Source organism: Pantoea sp. EKM20T, from assembly GCF_011800485.1.
GTDB lineage: Bacteria > Pseudomonadota > Gammaproteobacteria > Enterobacterales > Enterobacteriaceae > Pantoea > Pantoea agglomerans.
This window is the reverse complement of record NZ_JAALFW010000001.1, coordinates 84,836-109,256: the sequence shown is the minus strand read 5'-3', so window position 1 is coordinate 109,256 and position 24,421 is coordinate 84,836. Positions and strand designations below refer to the sequence as shown.

19 protein-coding genes are annotated in these 24,421 nt (G+C 54.9%); 9 read left to right on the top strand and 10 right to left on the bottom strand.

Annotated elements, in window-relative coordinates; all coding sequences use genetic code 11:
• The first annotated feature begins 181 nt into the window (after positions 1–181).
• Positions 182–730: a YcbK family protein gene (locus tag HFD94_RS00570; RefSeq protein WP_010254972.1), complete on the top strand. Its 549-nt coding sequence runs from the start codon at positions 182–184 to the stop codon at positions 728–730.
• A gap of 39 nt (positions 731–769) precedes the next feature.
• Positions 770–1,399 (top strand): MBL fold metallo-hydrolase, encoded by a 630-nt coding sequence (locus HFD94_RS00565; RefSeq protein ID WP_167432700.1) that lies wholly within the window; start codon positions 770–772, stop codon positions 1,397–1,399.
• A 42-nt stretch (positions 1,400–1,441) separates the two neighbouring features.
• Here the strand turns inward: HFD94_RS00565 and HFD94_RS00560 are convergent, their stop codons facing one another.
• From HFD94_RS00560 to pncB, 4 genes are all read right to left on the bottom strand, one after another.
• Complete coding sequence (locus tag HFD94_RS00560) at positions 1,442–2,632, bottom strand: amino acid aminotransferase (RefSeq protein ID WP_122889042.1); 1,191 nt, start codon at positions 2,630–2,632, stop codon at positions 1,442–1,444.
• A gap of 234 nt (positions 2,633–2,866) precedes the next feature.
• Entirely contained in the window at positions 2,867–3,973 is a 1,107-nt protein-coding gene (ompC, locus tag HFD94_RS00555; protein WP_061901610.1) for a porin OmpC, read from the bottom strand.
• Positions 3,974–4,274: 301 nt separating this feature from the next.
• A complete protein-coding gene (gene asnS / locus HFD94_RS00550) occupies positions 4,275–5,675 on the bottom strand; it encodes an asparagine--tRNA ligase (RefSeq protein ID WP_010254981.1) in 1,401 nt (466 codons plus the stop codon).
• Between the two features lie 157 nt (positions 5,676–5,832).
• On the bottom strand, positions 5,833–7,038 hold the full coding sequence (gene pncB, locus HFD94_RS00545; protein WP_010254983.1) for a nicotinate phosphoribosyltransferase: 1,206 nt from the start codon (positions 7,036–7,038) through the stop codon (positions 5,833–5,835).
• A gap of 243 nt (positions 7,039–7,281) precedes the next feature.
• Between pncB and pepN the strand changes: the two genes are divergently transcribed.
• Entirely contained in the window at positions 7,282–9,897 is a 2,616-nt protein-coding gene (gene pepN, locus HFD94_RS00540; protein WP_033766848.1) for an aminopeptidase N, read from the top strand.
• A gap of 37 nt (positions 9,898–9,934) precedes the next feature.
• On the opposite strand, the gene ssuB is transcribed toward pepN, so the two are convergent.
• From ssuB to ssuE, 5 genes are read right to left on the bottom strand one after another with little or no spacing between them, the layout of a single operon-like run.
• Positions 9,935–10,723 (bottom strand): aliphatic sulfonates ABC transporter ATP-binding protein, encoded by a 789-nt coding sequence (gene ssuB / locus HFD94_RS00535; RefSeq protein ID WP_010254985.1) that lies wholly within the window; start codon positions 10,721–10,723, stop codon positions 9,935–9,937.
• Positions 10,720–11,511, bottom strand: coding sequence for an aliphatic sulfonate ABC transporter permease SsuC (gene ssuC, locus HFD94_RS00530; RefSeq protein ID WP_167432748.1), 792 nt, complete (start codon positions 11,509–11,511; stop codon positions 10,720–10,722). The genes ssuB and ssuC overlap by 4 nt, the downstream gene beginning before the upstream one ends.
• A 10-nt stretch (positions 11,512–11,521) precedes the next feature.
• Entirely contained in the window at positions 11,522–12,670 is a 1,149-nt protein-coding gene (ssuD, locus tag HFD94_RS00525; RefSeq protein ID WP_022625932.1) for an FMNH2-dependent alkanesulfonate monooxygenase, read from the bottom strand.
• 9 nt (positions 12,671–12,679) lie between these two features.
• Positions 12,680–13,633 (bottom strand): sulfonate ABC transporter substrate-binding protein, encoded by a 954-nt coding sequence (locus tag HFD94_RS00520; RefSeq protein WP_122889040.1) that lies wholly within the window; start codon positions 13,631–13,633, stop codon positions 12,680–12,682.
• An 11-nt stretch (positions 13,634–13,644) separates the two neighbouring features.
• Entirely contained in the window at positions 13,645–14,196 is a 552-nt protein-coding gene (gene ssuE, locus HFD94_RS00515) for an NADPH-dependent FMN reductase (RefSeq protein WP_045140577.1), read from the bottom strand.
• Positions 14,197–14,944: 748 nt separating this feature from the next.
• Here ssuE and HFD94_RS00510 point away from each other — a divergent pair.
• The 4 genes from HFD94_RS00510 (at position 14,945) to HFD94_RS00495 (ending at position 19,151) form a co-directional block, all read left to right on the top strand.
• Complete coding sequence (locus tag HFD94_RS00510) at positions 14,945–15,925, top strand: glycosyltransferase (RefSeq protein ID WP_052270875.1); 981 nt, start codon at positions 14,945–14,947, stop codon at positions 15,923–15,925.
• Positions 15,926–16,008: 83 nt separating this feature from the next.
• On the top strand, positions 16,009–17,310 hold the full coding sequence (locus HFD94_RS00505) for a flippase (RefSeq protein ID WP_122889039.1): 1,302 nt from the start codon (positions 16,009–16,011) through the stop codon (positions 17,308–17,310).
• A 134-nt stretch (positions 17,311–17,444) separates the two neighbouring features.
• Positions 17,445–18,455, top strand: a complete 1,011-nt coding sequence (pyrD, locus tag HFD94_RS00500) for a quinone-dependent dihydroorotate dehydrogenase (protein ID WP_122889038.1) — start codon at positions 17,445–17,447, stop codon at positions 18,453–18,455.
• A 153-nt stretch (positions 18,456–18,608) separates the two neighbouring features.
• Entirely contained in the window at positions 18,609–19,151 is a 543-nt protein-coding gene (locus tag HFD94_RS00495; RefSeq protein WP_033757182.1) for a cell division protein ZapC, read from the top strand.
• Here the strand turns inward: HFD94_RS00495 and HFD94_RS00490 are convergent, their stop codons facing one another.
• Positions 19,152–20,261 (bottom strand): YcbX family protein, encoded by a 1,110-nt coding sequence (locus tag HFD94_RS00490; protein WP_010255007.1) that lies wholly within the window; start codon positions 20,259–20,261, stop codon positions 19,152–19,154. It abuts the gene before it with no gap.
• A 110-nt stretch (positions 20,262–20,371) separates the two neighbouring features.
• Between HFD94_RS00490 and rlmKL the strand changes: the two genes are divergently transcribed.
• Both rlmKL and HFD94_RS00480 read left to right on the top strand, forming a co-directional pair.
• On the top strand, positions 20,372–22,486 hold the full coding sequence (rlmKL, locus tag HFD94_RS00485) for a bifunctional 23S rRNA (guanine(2069)-N(7))-methyltransferase RlmK/23S rRNA (guanine(2445)-N(2))-methyltransferase RlmL (protein WP_010669780.1): 2,115 nt from the start codon (positions 20,372–20,374) through the stop codon (positions 22,484–22,486).
• Positions 22,487–22,492: 6 nt separating this feature from the next.
• Positions 22,493–24,409 (top strand): ABC transporter ATP-binding protein, encoded by a 1,917-nt coding sequence (locus HFD94_RS00480; RefSeq protein ID WP_031592840.1) that lies wholly within the window; start codon positions 22,493–22,495, stop codon positions 24,407–24,409.
• Positions 24,410–24,421 lie beyond the last annotated feature (12 nt).

Sequence of the window (24,421 nt, the reverse complement as noted above, 5' to 3'; positions counted from 1 at the left end):
TGATTTTAAATCGTTAGCGGCGGGCCGGTTATTCAGAAAAATGTTATCAAATGGCGATTCCTGCAGGGATCGCCACGCAAACAGGTTGCAGATGGGTTGACGCTCTACTGAGAGAAAGTTATGGTTCGGGCTGTGCGCTTTTTGCACATTTCTATGGCTTCACTCTCAGGTAAATCGTTACATGTCTACTATTGATTCTTTTCGTCGCAAACTACTGCTGTGCGGTAGCGCCGCCGCCGGTCTGGCATTATTACCCGCTTCTGCAAGGGCCTCGCTTTCTACCTCTCGCCCGCGTGTATTGATGCTTAATAATCTTCATACCGGTGAAACCCTTAAAACTGAGTTTTTTAATGGTAAGAGTTACGACAAGGATGAGTTGTCACGATTAAATCACTTTTTCCGTGACTATCGCGCCAATAAAGTGAAAAGCATCGATCCGCACCTGTTTGATCAAATCTTCCGCCTGCAGGCGCTGCTGGGAATGCGTAAACCGATACAGCTGGTTTCGGGCTACCGTTCACTGGCAACCAACAACATGTTACGTGAGAGCGGTCCTGGGGTGGCAAAGCACAGCTATCATACCAAAGGCCAGGCAATGGATTTCCATATCGAAGGAGTTTCTCTGGCCAATGTACGCAAAGCGGCGTTATCTCTGCGTGCGGGTGGTGTAGGATATTATCCCCGCAGTAACTTTGTACATATTGATACCGGGCCGATCAGGCACTGGTAATGACACCGGCAACGCTGCGTGAGCCGGTCATGGAGCGTTATGAATTACCACATTATTCCTGTTACCGCGTTTGCCCAGAACTGTTCAGTTATCTGGTGCGAGTCCACTCGTGAAGCCGCGCTGGTTGATCCAGGCGGCGATGCCGATCTGATCAAAGAGACGCTGGAACAACGCCAGCTTAAACCTTCCCGGATTCTGCTGACCCATGGGCACCTTGATCACGTCGGGGCTGCCGTCGAGCTGGCTGCCTTCTGGCAGATTCCGATTATCGGACCGCAAAAGCGTGATGCATTCTGGCTGGAGGCGTTGCCTACCCAGAGCCGGATGTTCGGACTTGATGAATGCGCGCCTTTTACCCCCGATCGCTGGCTGGAAGAGGGGGAGAGCGTACAGGTAGGGCTGACCACGCTGGAAGTCCTGCACTGTCCGGGCCATTCGCCTGGCCACGTGGTGTTCTTCGATCGCCCAGGACGGTTACTGATTTCAGGTGACGTGATTTTTAATGGTGGTGTGGGACGCACAGACTTCCCGCAGGGCGATCATCAGCAGTTAATCAATGCTATCCGCATGAAACTGCTGCCGCTGGGCGATGATGTCACTTTTCTGCCCGGTCACGGCCCGATTTCTACGCTGGGGCATGAACGCATCAGCAATCCTTTCCTGCAATAAAAAATGGGCCAGCAGGCCCATTTTTCAATTCGGTCATCCTGCTTACAGCACGGCGACAATGGCTTCGCACAGCGCCGACATATTGTCTGGCGTCATGCCCGCCACATTCACACGCCCTGAGTTCACCGCGTAGACGCTAAACTCTTCACGCAGGCGAATGACCTGCTCTTTGGTTAAGCCACTGAACGAGAACATGCCGTTCTGCTTAATAATAAAGCTGAAGTCGCGCTGTGCGCCTTTCTCCGCCAGCGTGTTTACGAAGAGCTGGCGCATGCGCTGAATGCGCTGACGCATGTCCGACAGCTCCTGCTCCCAGATGGTACGCAGGGTATCGTTGCCCAGAATGGTGGCGACGATGGCGGCGCCATGTGCCGGCGGATTGGAGTAGTTCGCGCGAATGGTGTACTTCACCTGACTGAACGCGGTATCAGCCACGCTCGCATCGGCGGCAACCAGCGTGATGGCACCGACACGCTCGTTATACAGGCCGAAATTCTTGGAGTAAGAGCTGGCGACGATCAGTTCCTGATGCGAGGCGGCAAAAATACGCAGGCCTTCTGCATCTTCCTCCAGACCACGGGCAAAACCCTGGTAAGCGAAGTCAAACAACGGCAGCCAGCCGTTGGCCTGTGACAGCTCCGCCAGCTGTTGCCACTGCTCAGCGGTCGGGTCGATACCGGTCGGGTTATGGCAGCAGCCGTGGAACAGCACCACGTCGCCTGGCTGAACCTGTTTAAGTGACGCCAGCATACCATCGAAATCGAGCGTATGGTTTGCAGCGTCATAATAGTGGTATTCACAGACTTCAAGACCGGCAGCGTTAAACACATTGTTGTGATTCGGCCAGCTTGGATTGCTGATCCAGACCCGCTTCACCGATGTTTGCGTGGCGAGGAAATCGGCTGCAACGCGTAGCGCGCCTGTACCACCCGGTGTCTGAGCCGTGCGAGCGCGGCCAGCGGTGATTAGCGGGCTCTGGTTGCCGAACAGCAGGGCCTGTGTGCAACGGGCGAAATCAGCCAGACCATCAATACTGAGATAGTTTTTGGTGGTTTCATTTTCCAGCAGATATTGCTCAGCTTTTTTAACACTGGTCAGCACCGGGGTCTTGCCGGTTTCGTCTTTATAGACGCCAATGCCCAGATTGATTTTTTCCGGGCGGTCGTCAGCACGAAACAGATCGGCCAGCCCAAGAATAGGATCGGCGGGTGCAGCAGAGATCGATTCAAACATGTGTCAGGTCCATTAGCGTGAACTTTAGCGAAAAGAGCTCTCAGGTTAGCGTCCGGCCAGACAAATGCCAACCGTTTGCGAGACAAATTCATACATTTTGCAGGGCGGATTGCGCGACGGGGGAATGCAGTGATTAAAGCGGGGTAACGGCGCGGGGAAAAACGCACCTGTTGGGAATAGCAGCCATAAAAAAACGGGGACTTAGCCCCGTTTTTAAACATGTTTAAAGCGGAATTAGAACTGGTAAACCAGGCCTACACCAACAATGTCGTCTGTGTTCAGATTCAGTGGGTTGTTGTCATCCAGCTGGTTGATTTTGTAATCAACATAGGTAGACATGTTTTTGTTGAAGTAGTAAGTCGCGCCAACGTCGATGTATTTGTACAGGTCAGCATCGCCGATACCTTCGATATCTTTGCCTTTCTGCTGCACGTATGCAACGGATGGACGCAGACCGAAGTCGAACTGGTATTGAGCAACTAATTCAATAGTCTGGCTCTTATTGGCAAATGCAGTCACTGAGTCGGTAGTGTTAGCTACAGGGATGCCGATAACGGAAGAGTTACGGCCCTCACCGTACAGCGCTGCCAGGTAAACGTTGTTCGCATCATATTTCAGCGCGGTTGCCCAGTTCTCAGCACGTTTGCCCTGACCAACTACGTTACCATTCACAGCAACACCCGCTGCCTGCGAATTTGTACGGTCGCTGCTGCTATACGCACCAACAATGCCTACACCAATTGGTAAGGTATATGAAGTTGAGAATGCATAGCCGTCACCGTTAGCACGATCGATTGCGGTACGTTCGTTTTTACCCTGATACTGAGCAGCAAAGTCCCAGCCATCAACCAGGCCGAAGAAGTTGGTGTTGCGGTAGGTCAGCAGGCCGGTGCTACGACCGTTCATAAAGCTGTCTGAGCCGCCCCAGTCACCACCAAATACTGGCAGCATATCGGTCCAGCCGATTGCATCGTAAACCAAACCGTAGTTACGGCCGTAGTCGATTGAACCGGCATCGCCGAATTTCAGACCCGCGAAGCCCAGACGGGTTTTGGTGCCGTCCCGTGCGTCATCACCTTCAGATTTGTTCGCCTGAATGTTGTATTCCCACTGGCCGTAACCGGTCAGCTGGTCATTAATCTGGGTTTCGCCTTTGAAGCCGAAGCGCACATAAGTCTGATCGCCATCATCACCAGCGCTATCAGAGAATTGGTGACGCGCATCCACTTTACCGTACAGGTCCAGTTTGTTGCCGTCTTTGTTATAGATTTCTGCAGCGTTTGCTGCGCCAGCTACTAACAGAGCAGGGATAACCACTGCAAGAATATTGCGCTTCATCATTATTCATTACCCTCATTGGAGTTATTTGTACACCTGCCACTGCCGTCAAGAAACCTTTACGGGAACCCTGAACGAAGTTTGGTGTCTTCCTGTGTCTGCACGCATCTTTCCATCCCACCCGCCGTAATTCTAGCGCTTAAATGCTACTAAACTCGTAATCTTGTTTCAGTAAGAAAATATGTATTACAAAATGTAAAAAACACGGAACTTTGTGAGAGAACTCAAAATTTACAAAAATAAAAAAAGGCCGGCAGTGCCGACCTCGTTATATATATGAATTTCTTATATTTAATGCCGAATATCAGAAACTCGCGTTGCGTGGGGTGCGCGGGAAGGGGATTACGTCCCTGACATTTTGTACGCCGGTGACATAGGCGATTAAACGTTCAAAGCCTAATCCAAAGCCAGAATGTGGCACGGTACCGTAGCGACGCAAGTCACGATACCACCAGTAGTCTTCTTTATTCAGACCCATTTCTTCCAGACGCGCATCCAGGACATCCAGACGTTCTTCACGCTGTGAACCGCCAATGATCTCACCAATGCCTGGCGCCAGAACATCCATCGCCGCCACGGTTTTGCCATCGTCATTCAGGCGCATATAGAACGCTTTAATGTCTTTCGGATAGTTTTTCACCACCACCGGCGCTTTAAAATGTTTCTCGGCCAGGTAACGCTCATGCTCAGATGAGAGGTCAATACCCCAGGAAACCGGGTTTTCGAAGGTCTGACCGCAGTTCATCAGGATCTCAACCGCATCGGTGTAATCCACCTGCGCGAAATCGGTGGTGATGAAACGCTGCAGACGCTCAACCGCCTCTTTATCTACCCGCTCAGCAAAGAAGGCCATGTCATCGGCACGCTCTTCCAGCACCGCGTTGAAGACATACTTCAGCATTGATTCGGCCAGTGCAGCGGCATCATCCAGTGAGGCAAAGGCGATTTCCGGCTCCAGCATCCAGAATTCCGCCAGATGGCGGCTGGTGTTGGAGTTCTCTGCGCGGAACGTCGGACCGAAGGTGTAGATCTTCGACAGGGCGCTGGCATAGGTTTCGCCATTCAGCTGACCTGAAACGGTCAGGAACGCCTCTTTACCAAAGAAATCTTCGCTGAAGTCAACTTTGCCCTGATCGTTACGCGGCAGGTTTTCCATATCCAGCGTAGAGACACGGAACATTTCGCCGGCACCTTCGGTATCGGAGGCGGTAATCAGCGGAGTCGAGACCCAGAAATAGCCATTTTCATGGAAGAAGCGATGCAGCGCCTGCGCCAGGGTGTGGCGAACGCGGGCGACCGCGCCAATCAGGTTGGTGCGCGGACGCAGGTGAGCTACTTCGCGCAGGTACTCGATACTGTGGCGTTTCGCCGCCATCGGATAGCTGTCGGGATCTTCCACCCAGCCCACGACTTCCAGGCTGGTCGCCTGAATCTCAAACGCCTGGCCCTGACCCGGCGAGGCCACCACTTTACCGGTGACGATAACGGAACAGCCCGTAGTCAGACGCAGCACTTCATCCTGATAATTATTCAGAGAATTATTGACGACAGCCTGAACGGGATTAAAGCAGGAGCCGTCATAGACAGCGATGAAGGAAAGACCGGCTTTGGAATCTCTTCGGGTACGCACCCAACCACGTACGGTGACTTCACTGTCAACCGCGACGCGACCGTGCAGTACGTCCGCTACAGGCACTACGCTCATAAATATCTCTCTATATAGAAGAAGTGAGTAAAAAAGTTGCCCCATCCGGGGTTTTGCTATGTTACTTGCGAGTCTTCAGGAAACAAGCAAAATTCAGGGGGAAAGCAGATTTATTACAGCAGAGGCGGGGCGTATCAACGCCCCGATAAGAAGAGGATTAACTCGCTTTTTTCACCAGCGGCAGATCAAAAGCTTTACGCAGGGCCCTGACAAAGGCTTTATCCTGGCAGATGGTTTTGCCCGGGCTGTCTGAGAGTTTCGCCACCGGCTTGCCATTGCACTGCACCAGTTTGATAACGATGTTCAGTGGCGTCACGCCCGGAATATCGCAGGTGAGGCGGGTTCCGATGCCGAACACGACGTTCGTCCGCTGGCCAAAGTGGCGGTAAAGCGCCAGCGCTTTGTCGAGATTCAGGTTGTCAGAAAAGACCAGGTGTTTGCTTTGCGGATCGATACCCAGCTTCTGGTAGTGGGCGAGCGCTTTCTCGCCCCATTCGACCGGATCGCCGGAGTCGTGGCGCAGTCCCTGGTAGCGGCGGGCAAACACCGGACCGAAATCGCGCAGAAAGGCGTCCATGGCAATGCAATCGGTCAGGGCGATGCCCAGCTTATCGTCATACTCATCCAGCCACGCCTGCAGCGCCGCGCGCTGGCTGTTGGCCAGTACCGGACTGATCTGCTGGAAGGCCTGGAACCACTCGTGCGCCTGTGTTCCCACCGGCGTCAGTGACAGACGGCGCGCCAGATCATAATTACTGGTGCCAATCAGCCACGGAAAATCCTGTTTCAGCGTTGAGACGATCGACTGCTGCACATCCTGCGAATAGCGACGACGGGTGCCAAAATCCATCAGGCGGAAGCGTGACATATCAAGGTCAGCCACCTGGGCTTTAAAGTCGCCGAGTTTCTGATGTAAGTGGTCAAGTGCCTGCTGAGTAGTGACCTGCGGCGTGCGATGACGATGCACAATCTCACTGATCAGCGCCAGCAGCGGCACCTCCCACATGATCACTTCTCGCCACGGCCCCTGAATACGGAGTTCCAGCTTGCCATGGTGATTGCGCACCTCAACCTGATCCGGGTTATAGCGGAACTGGCGTAACCAGCTGAGGTAATCCTGCCGGAAGAAGGGAAGGTGAGACAACCAGGTCGCTTCATCATCAGTCAGCGCCAGGTGTTGCATTGCGGTTATCGCGTCACGAATTTCGTCAGCGTAGAGACCCAGCAGTTCGTCGCCGCGGCAGCGAAACTCCGCCGCCACCGTTATGTCATGATAGCGGTGGAAAACGGCCTGCTGCATATGGAGCTTATAGGCGTCCGTATCCAGCAGCGAGGTCAGTATCGGGGAAGCATGTCCTGTCATGGCGCGTTTCAGCATCCTGTTCGGTGGCGCAGAGCCCGGTGTTGTACACAGTCATAAAGACGCAAAAGTATAATTCACTATCTGAAGCCGATCACAGCATATTTCAGACGGGCGGGTCGAGGCCAATCTGTGCCATTGTTAACAAAGTGTAGCCATTTCACCCTTTAGGTGCATTGTGCGTGGCAAGCTTGTAGTAACAAGCTTAGACTTTGCCGGTAAACTTATAACAACGCGAGACGCAATATGACGCAACAGCCCCAAATCAAGTATCGCCACGACTACCGTGCGCCTGAGTACACCATCACCGATATCGATTTAACTTTTGAACTGGATGCGTCCACCACCCGCGTAACGGCCATCAGCCAGGTTAAACGACTGGGCGACAGCCAGGCTGAGCTGCGACTGGACGGCGAAGCGTTAACGCTGATTGCGCTGGAGGTCGACGGGCAAGCCTGGACGGCCTTCCGTGAAGAAGAGGGCGCACTGGTCATCAGCCAGCTGCCGGAAAGCTTCACCCTGAAAATTATTAACGATATTCACCCGGACCAGAACACCGCGCTGGAAGGGCTGTACAAATCGGGCGAGGCGCTCTGCACCCAATGTGAGGCTGAAGGCTTCCGTCATATTACCTGGTATCTCGATCGCCCCGACGTGCTGGCGCGCTTTACCACCACCATTTATGCCGACGGTGAGCGTTATCCATTCCTGCTCTCCAACGGTAACCGGATTGACAGCGGCCGGGATGAGCAGGGTCGCAGCTGGGTGAAGTGGCAGGATCCGTTCCCGAAACCCTGCTACCTGTTTGCGCTGGTGGCGGGCGATTTCGACGTGCTGCGCGACAGCTTCACTACCCGTTCAGGACGTGATGTGGCGCTGGAGATCTTCGTCGATCGCGGTAACCTCGACCGTGCCGACTGGGCGATGACGTCGCTGAAAAACAGCATGAAGTGGGATGAAGAGCGTTTCGGTCTGGAGTATGACCTCGACATCTTTATGATCGTGGCGGTGGACTTCTTCAACATGGGCGCCATGGAGAACAAAGGCCTTAACGTCTTCAATGCCAAATATGTGCTGGCTAAAGCGGAAACGGCGACGGACAAAGATTACCTGGGCATTGAAGCGGTTATCGGTCACGAATATTTCCATAACTGGACCGGTAACCGTGTGACCTGCCGCGACTGGTTCCAGCTCAGCCTGAAAGAGGGGCTGACGGTGTTCCGCGATCAGGAGTTCAGCTCTGATCTGGGTTCACGCGCGGTGAATCGCATTGATAACGTGCGTATCGTACGCGGTGCGCAGTTCGCCGAAGATGCCAGCCCGATGGCACACCCGATCCGTCCGGATCAGGTCATCGAGATGAACAACTTCTACACCCTGACGGTGTATGAAAAAGGGTCAGAAGTGATCCGTATGATGCACACCCTGCTGGGTGAAGAGAACTTCCAGAAGGGCATGAAGCTCTATTTTGATCGCCACGACGGTAGCGCCGCCACCTGCGATGATTTTGTTCAGGCGATGGAAGATGCTTCAAATGTTGACCTGTCGCAGTTCCGCCGCTGGTACAGCCAGTCCGGTACGCCGGTGCTGACGGTGCGCGACGATTACAACCCGGAGCTGGAACAGTATACGCTGCACGTCACGCAGCACACGCCTGCGACTGCCGATCAGAAAGAGAAGCTGCCGCTGCATATCCCGCTGGATATTGAACTCTATGATGGCGAAGGCAAGGTGATCCCGCTGCAGAATAATGGTCATCCGGTACATCATGTGCTGAATGTTACCGAGGAGTTCCAGACCTTTATTTTCGATAACGTCTACTTCCAGCCGGTGCCGTCGCTGCTGCGCGAATTCTCTGCCCCGGTGAAGCTTGATTACAAATGGAGTGATGCTCAGCTCACCTTCCTGATGCGTCATGCACGCAACGACTTCTCCCGCTGGGATGCGGCTCAGAGCCTGCTGGCGACCTATATCCGTCTGAATGTCGCCCGCTATCAGCAGGGCCAGCATCTGTCACTACCGCTGCATGTCGCCGACGCCTTCCGCGCGGTGCTGCTGGATACCGACTGCGACCCGGCGCTGACCGCGCTGATCCTGACGCTGCCGTCGGAAAATGAGATTGCCGAGCTGTTTGATACTATCGATCCGCAGGCGATTGCGCTGGTGCGTGACGCGCTGCAACGCACGCTGGCACGCGAACTGGCCGATGAGTTTTTTGCGATCTACAACGCCAATCAGCAGCCTGAATACCGCGTGGAGCATGACGCGATTGGTCAGCGCAGCCTGAAAAATATCTGCCTGACCTATCTCGCCTTCAGCGATGCGCAGCTGGCGGATAAACTGGTGCAGACCCAGTATCACCAGGCGACCAACATGACCGATGCGCTGGCGGCGCTTTCTGCTGCTGTTGCGGCACAGTTACCGTGCCGTGATGCGCTGCTGGCAGCTTACGATGAGCGCTGGCATCAGGATGGTCTGGTGATGGACAAATGGTTTGTGCTGCAGGCGACCAGTCCGGCCGCTAACGTGATGCGCAATGTGCGTCAGCTTCTGAATCATCGCTCCTTCACCATGAGTAATCCGAACCGTGTTCGCTCGCTGGTGGGTGCCTTTGCCTCGGCTAACCCGGCCGCCTTCCATGCTAAAGATGGCAGCGGGTACAAGTTCCTGGTGGAGATGCTTACCGACCTCAACACCCGCAATCCGCAGGTTGCGGCGCGGATGGTGGAGCCGCTGATTCGCCTGAAACGTTATGACGAAGGCCGTCAGGCGATGATGCGCCAGGCGCTGGAGCAGCTGCTGGAGCTGGATAAACTCTCTGGCGACCTCTACGAGAAAATTACCCGGGCACTGAACGCCTGATAATTAAAAAGGGGAGCGTCTGAGACACTCCCCTTTTTTAGCGCTGCTGCGCGTAACGAACCGGCTGGGGTCGTTCCGTACGCTGCATGACCCGATCCAGAACCTCCGCTTCCAGCTCGGCCAGCCGCGCCGATCCGCGGCGGCGGGGACGGGGCAGATCCACCAGCAGATCCAGCCCGATTTGACCCTCTTCGATCAACAGCACGCGATCTGCCATCACCACCGCTTCACTGACATCATGCGTAACCAGCAGCACGGTAAAGTGATGCTGCTGCCACAGTGACTCAATCAATCCCTGCATTTCAATGCGTGTCAGGGCATCCAGCGCCCCCAGCGGTTCATCCAGCAGCAGTAAACCGGGCCGGTGGATCAGCGCCCTGGCCAGTGCGACGCGCTGTTTCTGGCCGCCGGAGAGGGCGGCTGGCCACTCATCAGCCCGATCGGCGAGGCCTACCGCCGCCAGCGCATCCAGCGCTGCGCTGCGCCATTCGCGTCCGCGCAGACCCAGTCCGACGTTATCGATCACTTTTTTCCACGGCAGCAGTCGCGCATCCTGAAACATCAGGCGGGTATCTTCACGAGCCGACTGCAGCGGCGCATTGCCTGCCAGCAGTTCACCGCTGGAGCTCTGTTCGAGACCGGCCAGCAGGCGCAGCAGCGTGCTTTTGCCACAGCCGCTGCGACCCACCACCGCCACAAACTGACCGGAGGGAATATGCAGGTCAATCTTATTCAGAATGGTGCGGCTGCCATACTGTTTGCTGACGCCGTTAACGCCAACCGGGGTGCCGGTGTTAAGGCGCGCCGGTGAGAGAGTCTGACTCATGCGTTCTCCTCCTTCAGTTGATAAGCGGGATGCCAGCGCAGCCAGACACGTTCAAGCAACAACGCGGCGACATCCGCCAGTTTGCCGAGCAGGGCGTAAAGAATAATGGCGACCACCACCACATCGGTCTGCAGGAATTCACGCGCGTTCATGGCCAGATAGCCGATACCCGCGTTGGCAGAGATGGTCTCTGCGACAATCAGCGTCAGCCACATCAGGCCCAGCGCGAAACGCACGCCGACCATGATATTGGGCAGCGCGCCGGGCAGGATCACCTGGATAAACAGGCTCCAGCCGGAAAGGCCATAGCTGCGCGCCATCTCAACGAGCCCGCGATCGATGTTGCGGATGCCGTGATAAGTATTCAGGTAGATCGGGAACAGCGTCCCCAGCGCCACCAGAAAGATCTTGGCGGACTCATCAATACCGAACCAGAGGATTACCAGCGGGATCAGCGCCAGATGCGGCACATTGCGCAGCATCTGTACCGAGGTATCCAGCAGTCGTTCACCGGTTCTGGAGGTACCGGTAATCAGCCTGAGCAGCAGGCCGATAGAACCGCCGATACTGAAGCCGATCAGCGCCCGCCAGCTACTGATCGCCAGGTGCTGCCAGAGTTCACCACTGGCGGTCAGCTGCCAGAAGGTGGTCACAATTTTCTCCGGTGCGGGCAGAATACGGGTCGACAACCAGCCGGTTTGCGAGGCAATCTGCCACACCACCACCAGCAGCGTTGGCAGCAGCCAGGGCACCAGCTTATCAGCAAGGCGTTTTCGGGTTCTGGTCATCATGCTCTCCTCAGCCCCGGGCGACTTTTTTCTCAGGGGTAAAATCGTTGGCTACCGCTTCACCGTGTGCCTGAACCACGCGCGGCTGGGGCACCAGTGGAACCTGCAGGTCAAGATGCGGGAACAGCAGTTCGCCGACGCGATAAGCCTCTTCCAGGTGCGGATAACCCGACAGGATGAAGGTCTCAATGCCCAGCGCTTCATACTCTTTGATGCGTGCGGCTACGGTCGGACCATCGCCGACCAGCGCGGTCCCGGCTCCGCTGCGCACCAGGCCGACGCCTGCCCACAGGTTAGGGCTGATTTCGAGCTTGTCGCGGCGACCGCCATGCAGTGCGGCCATCCGGCGCTGCCCCACAGAATCTGCCCGCTGGAACGCCGCCTGCGCTTTCGCGATGGTGGCGTCATCCACATTGGCAATCAGTTTGTCTGCGGCCTGCCAGGCCTCTTCATTGGTTTCACGCACGATCACATGCAGACGGATGCCGAACCGGACGGTGCGTCCCTGGGCTGCCGCTTTCGCGCGCACCTGATCAATCTTCTCTTTAACCTGAGCAGGGGGTTCGCCCCAGGTGAGGTAAACATCGACCTGTTCGGCCGCCAGCTCCTGGGCGGGTTCAGAAGAGCCGCCAAACCACAGCGGGGGACGAGGCTGCTGCACCGGTTTAAACATCAGACGCGCACCGCGAACCTTCACGTGCTTGCCTTCATAATCGACGGTTTCGCCTTCCAGCACCCGACGCCAGACGCGGGTAAACTCGGCGGATTCCGCGTAACGCTCGCGGTGATCCAGGAACACACCGTCGCCCGCCAGCTCTTCCGGATCGCCGCCGGTCACCAGATTAAACAGCGCACGTCCGTTAGAAAGACGGTCCAGCGTGGCGGCCTGACGCGCTGCCTGGGTTGGTGAAATCACCCCAGGACGCAACGCCACCAGGAATCGCAGGCGCTGCGTCACCGGAATCAGCGAGGCGGCAACCAGCCAGGCATCTTCACAGGAGCGGCCGGTCGGGATCAGTACGCCACCAAAACCGAGGCGGTCAGCGGCCTGCGCCACCTGTTGCAGATAGGCGTGATCAACCGGTCGCGCCCCTTCGGCGGTACCAAGATAGTGGCCGTCGCCATGCGTCGGCAGGAACCAGAAAATGGATACGCTCATTGTTGCTCCTTATTGCGTCGCGGTATGCGGATGCCAGATGCGATCCTGAATCGTCACTTTTACTGGCAAGAGATGATTGGCATAGAACAGGTCAGCGGTGCGCTGCTGAGCTGCGGCAGTTTCGGCACTGACTGGCGAAATGCGGGTGGGTGGCCGATGGCTGAGGTAGCTGGCGATAACCGGTTCGGGCAAGCCCATCGCCTGTGCCAGTAACGTGGTGCTCTGCTGACGCTGGCTGATTGTCAGCGCGTCAGCAGAGCTGAAGGTGTCGAGCACCTGCTGAATAAACGCGCCATGGGCCTCGGCGTAGCTGCGCGTCGCTAAATAGAAGGAGCCGGTCAGGTTAAGGGAGCTGCCATCAATCAGCAGGCGCGAATTCCCCTGCAGCAGCACCGATGAATAGTAGGGGTCCCAGATTGCCCAGGCATCAACGTCACCCTGCTGGAAGGCGGCGCGCGCATCGGCGGGGGTGAGATAGACCGGCGTGATGTCTTTAAAGGTCAGACCCGCCTGCTGTAAGGCGCGCAGCAGTAAGTTGTGAGAGCTGGAGCCTTTCTGGAAAGCCACTTTCTTGCCTTTCAGATCCGCAACCTGTTTCAGCGGGCTGCTTTTTGGCACCAGAATCACTTCTGCTTTGGGTTTTGGCGGCTCCGCGCCAACATAGAGCAGATCCGCGCCCGCGGCCTGGGCAAACAGCGGGGGAAGATCACCGGTACTGCCCAGGTCGATACTGTTGATATTCAGCGCTTCCAGCATTTGCGGACCTGCAGGGAACTCGATCCACTTAATCCGGGTATGGGGAAAACGCTTCTCCAGTAACTGATGTGACTTCGCCAGCACCATGCTGACCGAACCTTTCTGATAGCCGATGCGAATCTCAGACGGATCGGATTCGGCGGCCTGTACCTGAAGGCCGGCCAGCAGAAGTCCGGCCACCAGCCACTTTCCTAATCTCAGCTTCATCGATCGCTTCCTTATACCGCTTGCGCAACGGGGTGGTGGTGACGGGTCAGTGCCAGCCAGAAGGCGGAGACGGCCTCATCCAGGCGCTGTGACAGTGAATCCTGCAGTTCGGGCTGACGGTCGTAATGACTGATCTGATGATCCTCGGCATAAACACCATGCAGGATCTCCTGCGCCTTTAAGGCGCTGAGCACCGGCTTCAGGGCGTAGTCCAGCGCCAGCATATGACCGGCACTGCCGCCGCTGGCCAGCGGTAAAACGACTTTGTGTTCCAGTGCGCGTTCAGGCAGCAGATCGAGCAGCGTCTTCAGCGCACCCGAAAACGACGCTTTATAGATAGGTGTCGCAATAATCAGTCCATCAGCCGAAGCCAGATCGTCACGCAGGGCGAGAAGCGCAGGTGCATCAAAACGCGCATTGATTAAATCGTCAGGCTGAAAGTTGTGAATATTCCACGGAATGACTTCAATACCACGCGCCTCCAGCTTGTGCTGACACAACGTCAGCAGTGAGGTTGAGCGGGAGGGGAATCGTGGGCTGCCTGCCAGCGTAATAACTCGCATCATCACTCCTTATAACTAAAAGTTATTGATTATCAAATGTTGAGAACTTATGCCTTCATACTGTCAGAGCAGGGGAGTGGGCTTAAATGATTTATCCGGCAAAGTAAGGGTGAAATCTGCAAATAGAAGGCGTTGCGACAGATGTCAGCATCGCCGCTTCCGATAATTCTTAAATTAAGCGCTGGCAGCGGAACAATTCATTAAGGGGCATGATACGAGATCGTCAAAATGTGTCGGTTGAGCAGAAAAAATATCTTTCGTCTGATTGCTTAATCATTTTTTCTGAGAGTGGCGCGGCCATAAAGCGCAACGGCTGACAAAATAGCGCTGCGAAGCAGCACAGAATCAGCTTATCTGCGGCAGCCTCTGCCAAAGATTAAGATTTATTGCAGAAAGCAAACTGTAATAATAATGAAGGAATGCTGAACTTATTCATCGTTTCAGATGTTCGCTTACAGATTTCTGAATCTGGTTACGTCTGCTTTGCAGGGCTAATTTAAATCGATCCTCAACGGTTTTAACATTACTGCGGGCTATAGATGCACTTTCGTTAAGAGTGATGCTCACATGAAACATTAAGATGATTTTTACGGCTGGTCTTTTTTCGCATTACAGGTTTAAGATAATCGGGCTCAATGAAAGCAATCATGATAATCGCGCCTTACTCTTTTCGACGTTTCGCCTCTGGTCAGAACCTGCATCAGGCAGGTGAATCGTATTGTCATTTTCTAACAGCAGAGAATTGCATATGTCTGACATCCTGTTATCCGTTATTATTCCAACCTACAATGTTGAGAAATATATTGTAGAGTGCGTCGATTCGTTATTACGCCAGGTTAAAGCGCCCAATGAAATAATCATTGTGAATGATGGATCTACTGATGGAACATTAGCCTTAATTGAACAGAATTATGCGCACCTTTCTCAGGTGAAAGTGATCACCATTGAAAATGGCGGCCTCGGCAATGCACGGGACACCGGCATTGCACTGGCAAAGGGTCAGTTTCTCTTTTTCTGTGACCCGGATGATGTCGTGGTTGATGGCCTCGTCACTGAGCTGGCAATGGTGGCGGAGAAGCATCCTGAAACGGATCTTTTCTGTTTTAACTCCTGCGTCTATGAAGATGGCCACATTGATATCACCTCGCCAAAAGTGAAGCATGACCAGTTTGGCCAGCAGAAACCACAGGAGGTCTTTCTGCGCCTGCTGCGTAATGGCAGATATACCTCTGCCGTCTGGAATTACGCCTTAAGAAAAAGCGTCATTGAACAGCATAAGTTGCGCTTTGTCCGTCGGGTTCATGAAGACCACAACTTTACGCTCTCCGTGTTTATGAAATGCCAGCACGCATGGGTCAGCCGTCAGGTCTATTATAAGCAGCGCATCCGCAGTGGTTCACTGACCAACAGTACCAAAGGCAATGAGTTTTTCTATCAGCGCTATGACGCTTTTATGCATGCTTATAATACGTTAACCAGTTCGCTCCCTAAATCAGCCTGGCGTAGTTCGCTGGAAAAGTCTTATTTACTTCATTCGTTCCGTCTGATGATCTATTTGTCTCTCTATAATAAAACGCCGGTGCCGGAATATGTCTGTAATGCCATTCGCTTTATGGGTCGTAATGTAAAATCAGAAAATCTTAAAGAGTGGTTGTTGTTTAATCGCCCGGAGCTCTTTATTGCGCTGCAGCACTACAAGGTTAAAAAAGAGCTCAAGCGCGCAGCCTGATTCTGAAAAATGTGAAGCGATATTGTTTATGCCTTAGCGAAATGAGAAGGTGAGACATGCAATGTGTATAAGGTTGTTGCGACATGGCAAAAGTACTCGATAAAAGTCTGGTTATTAATATTTTCTCGCTGCTGGCTTACCGTGGCGCGTCGTTTCTGTTTCCGCTGGCCACGCTGCCCTATCTTGCCCGCGTTCTGGGCGTAGAGCAGATGGGTACGCTGGCGCTGGCGATCGCCTGCGTGCTCTATTGCAGCACCATCTCCGACTGGGGATTCAATGTCTTTACCACCAAAGATATTGCTCACCATCGTGATGACAAAGAACGCGTCAGTCAGCTCTTCTGGTCAACGTTTAACGCCAAGCTGATGCTGCTGGTGGTCACCAGCGGCACGCTGCTGACCGCGACCTGGTTCAATCCCTCCTGGCACCCTCTGTTCTTCATCATTCTGGCGAACTGCACCACGCTGGTCGGCTCGCTGTTTTCATTCGGCTGGCTGATGCAGGGCTTTGAGAAGCTGGGTAAGACGGCGATGATCGCCACCTTCGGTAACTTCTGTGCGATTCCGCTGACCTTTTTGCTGGTGAAATCTCCGCAGGATACCTGGCTGGCTGCCCTGATCCCTGGCGCGGTCTCCATTATCAGCGCGGCGATTACGCTGAAGTTTGTGCTGGAGATGAAAGTCATTGGCCGCTATCGCTTTGAACCACGCGAAATCAAACAGCGCATCACCGACAGCATGGATGTATTTATCGCCATTGCCGGAGCTAACCTTTTCAACAGCGTCAACGTGGTGATTCTCGCCACCTTTGCTTCTACTTACATGGTCGGGATCTACAACGGCGCCGATCGCCTGCGTAAAGCGGCCAACTCTGTGCCGGAGCAGATCGGCAGCGCCTTCTTCCCGCGCGTCAGCCACCTGTTCGGCCGGGATAAACGGGCCGCGATTGCCGCGACACGCAAAAGCCTGCTGCTGTCGTTTTCCCTGAGTCTGTCGATTGTAATCTTCACCTGGTTCTTTGCTGACCTGGTGGTCTCAATATTGCTGGGTAAAGACTTTATCCAGTCAGCGGATGTGCTGCGCGTCTTTGTGCTCTGCTTCCTGTTTGGCAACATTGCCTACCCGGCTGGATTGCAGATTCTGATCCCACATGGTTTAGCGCGTCAGCGTATGTGGGTGATGATGGCCGCTGGTGTGGTTAACGTGCCGCTCTGCTGTTTCCTGGCGTGGAAGTTTGGCGCAATCGGTGCCGCATGGTCGATGGTCGGGGCTGAAGCGTTTGTCTGTCTCGGTATTTTTGGCATCATGCAACGTCACGGCATCCTGCGGGAATATCTGTTTCCCTCTCAGGTGAAAAATCAACCCGTAAACGATTCCGCCGCGTAAGATCAAAGCATTTTCAGTTAACTTCACGCTTCCCCGCTGTTCGATTTACTTTTGCGCCAGAGCACTTTACCATTCTGGCGCACAATTTCCCGTGCACCGACTTCCACGATCGCTTCCGTCCTTCAGGAGAGTGCATGATTTATCCTATCGTCCGACCGGCGCTGTTTAAACTTGATCCCGAACGCGCACACGAACTCACCTTTCAGCAACTGCGTTTTATGAATGGCACCCCACTGGAGATGTTTTATCGCCAGAATCTGCCGTCGCGTCCGGTCACCTGTATGGGACTGACCTTTAAGAATGCCCTGGGCCTGGCGGCGGGTCTGGATAAGAACGCAGAGTGCATTGATGCGTTTGCGGCGATGGGCTTTGGCTTTGTTGAAGTCGGCACCGTCACGCCGCGCGCCCAGGCGGGGAACGATAAGCCACGCATGTTTCGTCTGGTGGAAGCGGGCGGAATTATCAATCGGATGGGATTTAATAATCTGGGTGTTGATCACCTGGTTGAGAACGTGAAGAAAGCACGTTTTAACGGCGTGCTGGGGATCAATATCGGTAAAAATAAAGATACGCCGGTCGAGCAGGGCAAAGATGATTATCTCATCTGCATGGAGAAGGTCTATGCCCACGCCGGTTATATCGCCATCAATATTTCTTCGCCTAACACTCCAGGTTTGCGTTCGCTGCAATATGGCGAGGCGCTGGATGATCTGCTTTCTTCCATCAAACAGAAACAAAAAGAGCTGGAACAGCGTCATCTGAAATATGTTCCGCTGGCCGTAAAAATTGCGCCCGATCTCTCTGAAGAAGAGTTAATTCAGGTCGCGGACAGTTTAATTCGTCATCAGATTGATGGCGTGATTGCCAGCAATACCACGCTCGATCGTTCGCTGGTGAGCGGTCTTAAGCATGCTGAGGAAGCGGGTGGATTAAGTGGACGGCCAGTGCAGTCGCGCAGCACGGCGGTGATACAGCGCCTCTCTCAGGAACTGCAGGGACGGTTGCCGATTATTGGCGTAGGCGGGATCGATTCTCTGACGGCAGCGCGTGAAAAAATCGCCGCCGGGGCAACACTGGTTCAGATTTATTCAGGCTTTATTTATCAGGGGCCAGGCTTAATTAAAGATATCGTCACCCATCTCTAAGACAATTCTCACAATCATTGGCCGGGGGGTTTATTTATCCCCTCGGCTCGTTTATATTTTGTCCTGTTGCACGCTTTTTCAGCTTTTCCTTATGTTTCTTTTTTCGCTGAATTCTGCGTGATGTTTGGCGCAGCGGTAAATACAGGGCACACGATGAAAATTAAACCCGATGATAACTGGCGTTGGTATTTTGACAGCAGCCACGACCGAATGATGCTCGACCTGGCAGATGGTATGCTTTTTCGTTCCCGTTATTCCCGCAAGATGCTCACGCCGGATGCCTTCACTGAATCGGGTTTTTGTGTCGATGACGCCGCCCTTTATTACACCTTTGAAGAGACCTGCCGTCAGTGCAAACTCAGTGGCAGCCATCGCGCCGAACTGGTGTTAAATGCGCTGGTCGCTGCACGCTTCCTCAAGCCACTGATGCCGAAAAGCTGGCATTTCGCCTCTTATGCTCCGGCAATGCAGCCCCGTCCCGGTGAAATGGTACAGGTTACGCTGGCAGAAGAGGGAACGCAGGCACGACTGCTGGTGGTTGAGAGTGGCGATAATGCGGCGCTCTGCCTGCTGGCGCAGCCGGGATTGACGCTGGCCGGAAAAAACATGGTGCTCGGCGATGCCATCAAGGTGATGAACGATCGCCTGCAGCCCCTGTATCAGGATGTCGCGCCGCGCTACGCCCGCGCAGTCTGACTACCTTAGTTCTACATCGCCAGCCGGAATACAGCTGCAGCTCAACAGCGTGCCGTCCTGACGCAGGGCGCTCTGTTTCAGCGCCTTAACCTCACCCGCGACCAGACTCAGCTTGCAACTGCCGCACAGTCCCGCCCGACAGGAGTAGGGGATCCGGAAGCCCTGCATCTCCAGCTGATCCAGTAATACCTGCTGATTATCCCCGGTGAACGTCTGACCCTGAAACGTGATAGCCACGGCATCTGGCGCCTGCTGCTTTGGTTTCAGTGTTTCGACCACTTCACCGGCACCATAGCTGCGCGGTGCATGACGTTTCAGGACAATCATCTCATCACCGGCGCGCACCACCCCACTGTTGCGCGCCACTAAGTTCAGACCGAAATCAATATCCCCGCTGCCATCCAGGGCGGTGCGGAACGTCTGCAGCGTGGCCAGTGGATGACCGGCAGGATGCTTAACGCCGGTCTCGGTGCTGACAGTGGTGAGCACGCAGCGACTGCATGGCTTAGGCACCTCGAATATCACGTCGCCAATCTGAATCTCCGCCCAGCTGTCTTCATCCCATGCGGCAGCGCCGCTGACGACCAGATTCGGACGAAACTGTTCGGCACGGACGCTGGCCGGGCAGCGCTGTTGCAGATCATGCAGCGACGCGTTGTTGATCAGCAAAAACGGAAAGCCGTCGGCAAAGCTCAGCGGAATATGATTAAACGCTTTAACCCGGCGGCTGGGTTGCGGCCCGACCCAGCGCAACTGAACCTCACGCGGGAAGAACTGGCTCAGCCATTGGTTAATCGCAGGCGGCGCTATGCGCGCGGTGAAATGATTTCCCCAGACTTCGGTGGGGTGATCCTGCTCATCGAAATCGCTGAAGCGGATCAGGGAGTGACTGCCATCCGGGGCCGTCAGCAGCAGGCCATCCGGTAAAATCGCGGGCGTGAAGCGCACCATCTCCGGATGCTGACGCGCGGTAATAAAGGTGCCATCAGGTTCGGTCACCATAAACAGACGATCAAATGCCAGTCCGCTGTCAGTGACCAGCGCGTGTGACAGCGCTAATCCCCGCATCGACTTCACAGGATGAATAAATAAGCGGGAAAGCGTGATCATGGTGTTCTCCTTGAACCCGACGCGCAGCACAAAAGAAGCTAACTTTATGACATAGGTCTCCGATTCGCTATAATGCGCGACAATTTTCTCAAGAGTTAAAAAGTGACGATATGAATTCTCTGTTTGCCAGCACGGCGCGTGGGCTCGAAGAGCTGTTAAAAAGTGAGCTGGACGCGCTGGGCGCGCAGGATTTGCAAGTGGTGCAGGGAGGCGTTCACTACGAAGCCGACGATCGCACTATGTACCAAAGCCTGATGTGGAGTCGTTTAGCATCACGCATCCTGTTGCCGCTGGGAGAGTTTGGCGTCTACAGCGATCTGGATCTCTATCTGGGTGTGCAGAGCGTGGACTGGCCGACGATGTTCGGCAGCGACAAAACCTTTGTTGTGCATTTCAGCGGCACCAACGATTCGATTCGTAACAGCCAGTTCGGCGCGCTGAAAGTTAAAGATGCCATCGTGGACAGCTTTACGCGTCAGAATCTCGAACGACCCAACGTCGATCGTGAGCAGGCAGATATCCGTGTCAACGTCTGGCTGAATGACGATCGCGCCAGCATTGCGCTGGATCTCAGCGGCAGCTCGCTGCATCAGCGTGGTTATCGCCAGCAGACCGGTCAGGCGCCGTTAAAAGAGACCCTGGCGGCGGCCATCGTGCTGCGTTCTGGCTGGGAGCCGACGACACCGCTGATCGATCCGATGTGTGGTTCCGGTACGCTGCTGATTGAAGCCGCACTGATTGCCTGCGATCGTGCGCCTGGCCTGCTGCGCAAGCACTGGGGCTTCACCGCCTGGAGCCAGTTTAACGCTGCGTTGTGGCAGGAGGTTAAAACTGAGGCGCAGAACCGTGCCCGCACTGGCACGGCTGCCACCCAGGCGCGCTTCTTTGGCTACGACAATAATGGTCGGGTGCTGGAGTGGGCGCAGGCGAATGCCCGCCGCGCTGGCGTCTTTGAACTTTTCACCTTCGGCCAGCAGGATCTGCTGAAGCTGACTAATCCGGTCGATCCGGCGGTTCACGGTACGGTGCTGAGTAATCCTCCTTACGGTGAACGTCTGGAGAGCGAACCAGCCCTGATTGCGCTGCACAGCCAGCTCGGACGTCTGATGAAGCAGCATTTTGGCGGCTGGAACCTGTCGCTGTTCAGCGCCTCGCCAGAACTGCTGAGCTGCCTGCAGCTGCGTGCCGATCGCCAGTTTAAAGCGAAGAACGGTCCGCTGGATTGCGTGCAGAAAAACTATAAGCTGGCGGTTAACAGTCATGAAAGCGCCGGACAGATTGCGGAAGATTACGCTAACCGCCTGCGTAAAAACGTGAAGAAACTGGAGAAGTGGGCGCGTCAGGAAGGCATTGAATGCTACCGTATTTATGATGCCGATCTGCCAGACTACAACGTTGCTGTCGATCGCTATGGCGACTGGGTGATTATCCAGGAGTACGCGCCACCGAAAACCATCGATCCTGATAAAGCGCGTCAGCGTCTGTTCGATGTCATCAGCGCGACGCTGAGCGTGTTGCAACTGCCTGCCGACCGTCTGATTATGAAAACGCGTGAGCGCCAGAAAGGCAAAGCGCAGTATCAGAAGCTGAGCGAGAAGGGCGACTATTTCGAAGTTAAAGAGTTTAATGCGCGTTTCTGGGTGAATCTGACCGACTATCTCGATACCGGCCTGTTCCTCGATCACCGCATTGCCCGTAAAATGCTGGGCCAGATGAGTCAGGGCAAAGATTTCCTGAACCTGTTTGCTTATACCGGTACCGCCAGTGTGCATGCCGGTCTGGGTGGCGCGCGTTCAACCACTACGGTAGATATGTCGCGTACCTATCTGGAGTGGGCGGAGCGCAACCTGCGTCTCAACGGACTGACCGGGCGTCAGCATCGTCTGATGCAGGCGGACTGCCTGAGCTGGCTGAATGAGAGTGACGAGAACTTTGACCTGATCTTTATCGATCCGCCAACGTTCTCCAACTCAAAACGTATGGAAGAGAGCTTCGACGTTCAGCGCGATCATATGATGCTGATGCGTAACCTGAAGCGCCTGCTGCGTCGCGGCGGCACCATCATGTTCTCCAATAACAAACGCGGTTTCAAAATGGACATGGATGGCCTGAAATCACTGGGCCTGCAGGCGCAGGATATTACCCAGAAAACGCAGTCGCAGGACTTCGCGCGTAACCGTCAAATTCACAACTGCTGGCTGATCACTCACGCCGGTAAGGAATAAGCTTACATGTCATTAATCAGTATCCACGGCGCTTATCTCTCCTTCAGCGATGCGCCGCTGTTAGACAACACCGAACTGCACATCGAAGAGAACGAACGCGTCTGTCTGGTGGGCCGTAACGGTGCGGGTAAATCCACGCTGATGAAAATCATCAATGGCGAACAGCCACTGGATGATGGCCGCATTATTTATGAAACCGATCTGGTCGTGGCGCGTCTGCAACAGGATCCGCCGCGCAATATTACCGGTTCGGTGTATGACTTCGTGGCCGAGGGCGTTGAAGAGCAGGCTGAGCATCTGAAAGCCTATCACGCCATTTCCCATGTGGTGATGGAAGATCCCAGCGATAAAAACCTCAATGAGATGGCGCGTCTGCAGAGCATTCTCGACCACCAGAATCTGTGGCAGCTGGAGAGCCGCATCCATGACGTGCTGGAGCAGATTGGTCTGCAGCCCGATACCGAGCTGTCGTCGCTCTCGGGCGGCTGGCTGCGTAAAGCGGCGCTGGGCCGTGCGCTGGTGAGTAACCCGCGCGTCCTGATGCTGGATGAGCCAACCAACCACCTCGATATCGAAACCATCGACTGGCTGGAAACGTTCCTGAAGAACTTCACCGGCAGCATCATCTTTATTTCCCATGACCGTTCGTTTATCCGCAACATGGCGACGCGCATTGTCGATCTGGACCGTGGCAAGCTGGTCTCCTGGCCAGGCAACTACGATCTCTATCTGGAAGGCAAAGAGGAAGCGTTGCGCGTTGAAGAGATGCAGAACGCCGAATTCGACCGCAAACTGGCGCAGGAAGAGGTGTGGATCCGTCAGGGCATCAAAGCTCGTCGTACCCGCAACGAAGGCCGTGTGCGTGCGCTGAAAGCGCTGCGTCGTGAACATTCAGAACGCCGCGAAGTGATGGGCAAAGCCAACATGCAGGTGGGCGAAGCGTCCCGTTCCGGCAAGATTGTCTTTGAGCTGGAAAATGTCGACTACGCGGTCGATGGCAAAGTGCTGGTGAAGGACTTCTCAACCCAGGTGCAGCGTGGCGACAAAATTGCGCTGATCGGACCAAATGGCTGCGGGAAAACTACCTTACTACGCCTGATGCTGCAGCAGCTGAAAGCTGACCATGGTCGTGTGCATTCCGGCACCAAGCTGGAAGTAGCCTACTTTGACCAGCATCGCGCTGAACTGGATCCGGATCGCACCGTGATGGACAACCTGGCCGAAGGCAAGCAGGAAGTACTGGTCAACGGCAAACCGCGCCACGTACTGGGCTATCTGCAGGACTTCCTGTTTCATCCAAAACGTGCCATGACGCCGGTGCGCGCCCTTTCGGGCGGTGAACGAAACCGTTTGCTGCTGGCACGCCTGTTCCTGCGTCCCAGCAACCTGATGATTCTGGATGAACCGACTAACGACCTCGACGTCGAAACGCTGGAACTGCTGGAAGAGCTGATTGATGGTTATCAGGGCACCGTGTTACTGGTGAGCCACGATCGTCAGTTCGTCGATAATACCGTTACCGAGTGCTGGATTTTTGAAGGCAACGGTGAGATTGGTACCTTTGTTGGCGGTTATCACGATGCTCAGCAACAGCGCGCCGCCTACCGACAGCACAAGGCGGCAGCACCGGCGAAAGCGACGGGCAACGCCTCTAAGCCTGCAGCAGAGAAGGGTGATGCGAAGCGTAGCGTGAATAAACTCAGCTACAACCTGGCGCGTGAGCTGGAACAGCTGCCGCAAAAACTGGAGCAGCTGGAAGCGCGTATCGGAGAACTGCAGGCGAAGATGAGTCATCCCGACTTCTTCAGTCAGGCACACGATCAGACGCAACCGGTGCTGGATAATCTGGCTCAGACTGAGCAGGAGCTGGAAACCGCTTTTGCGCGCTGGGAAGAGCTAGAGTCACTGAAAAACGGCGCGTAGGGCAGGGCTAAC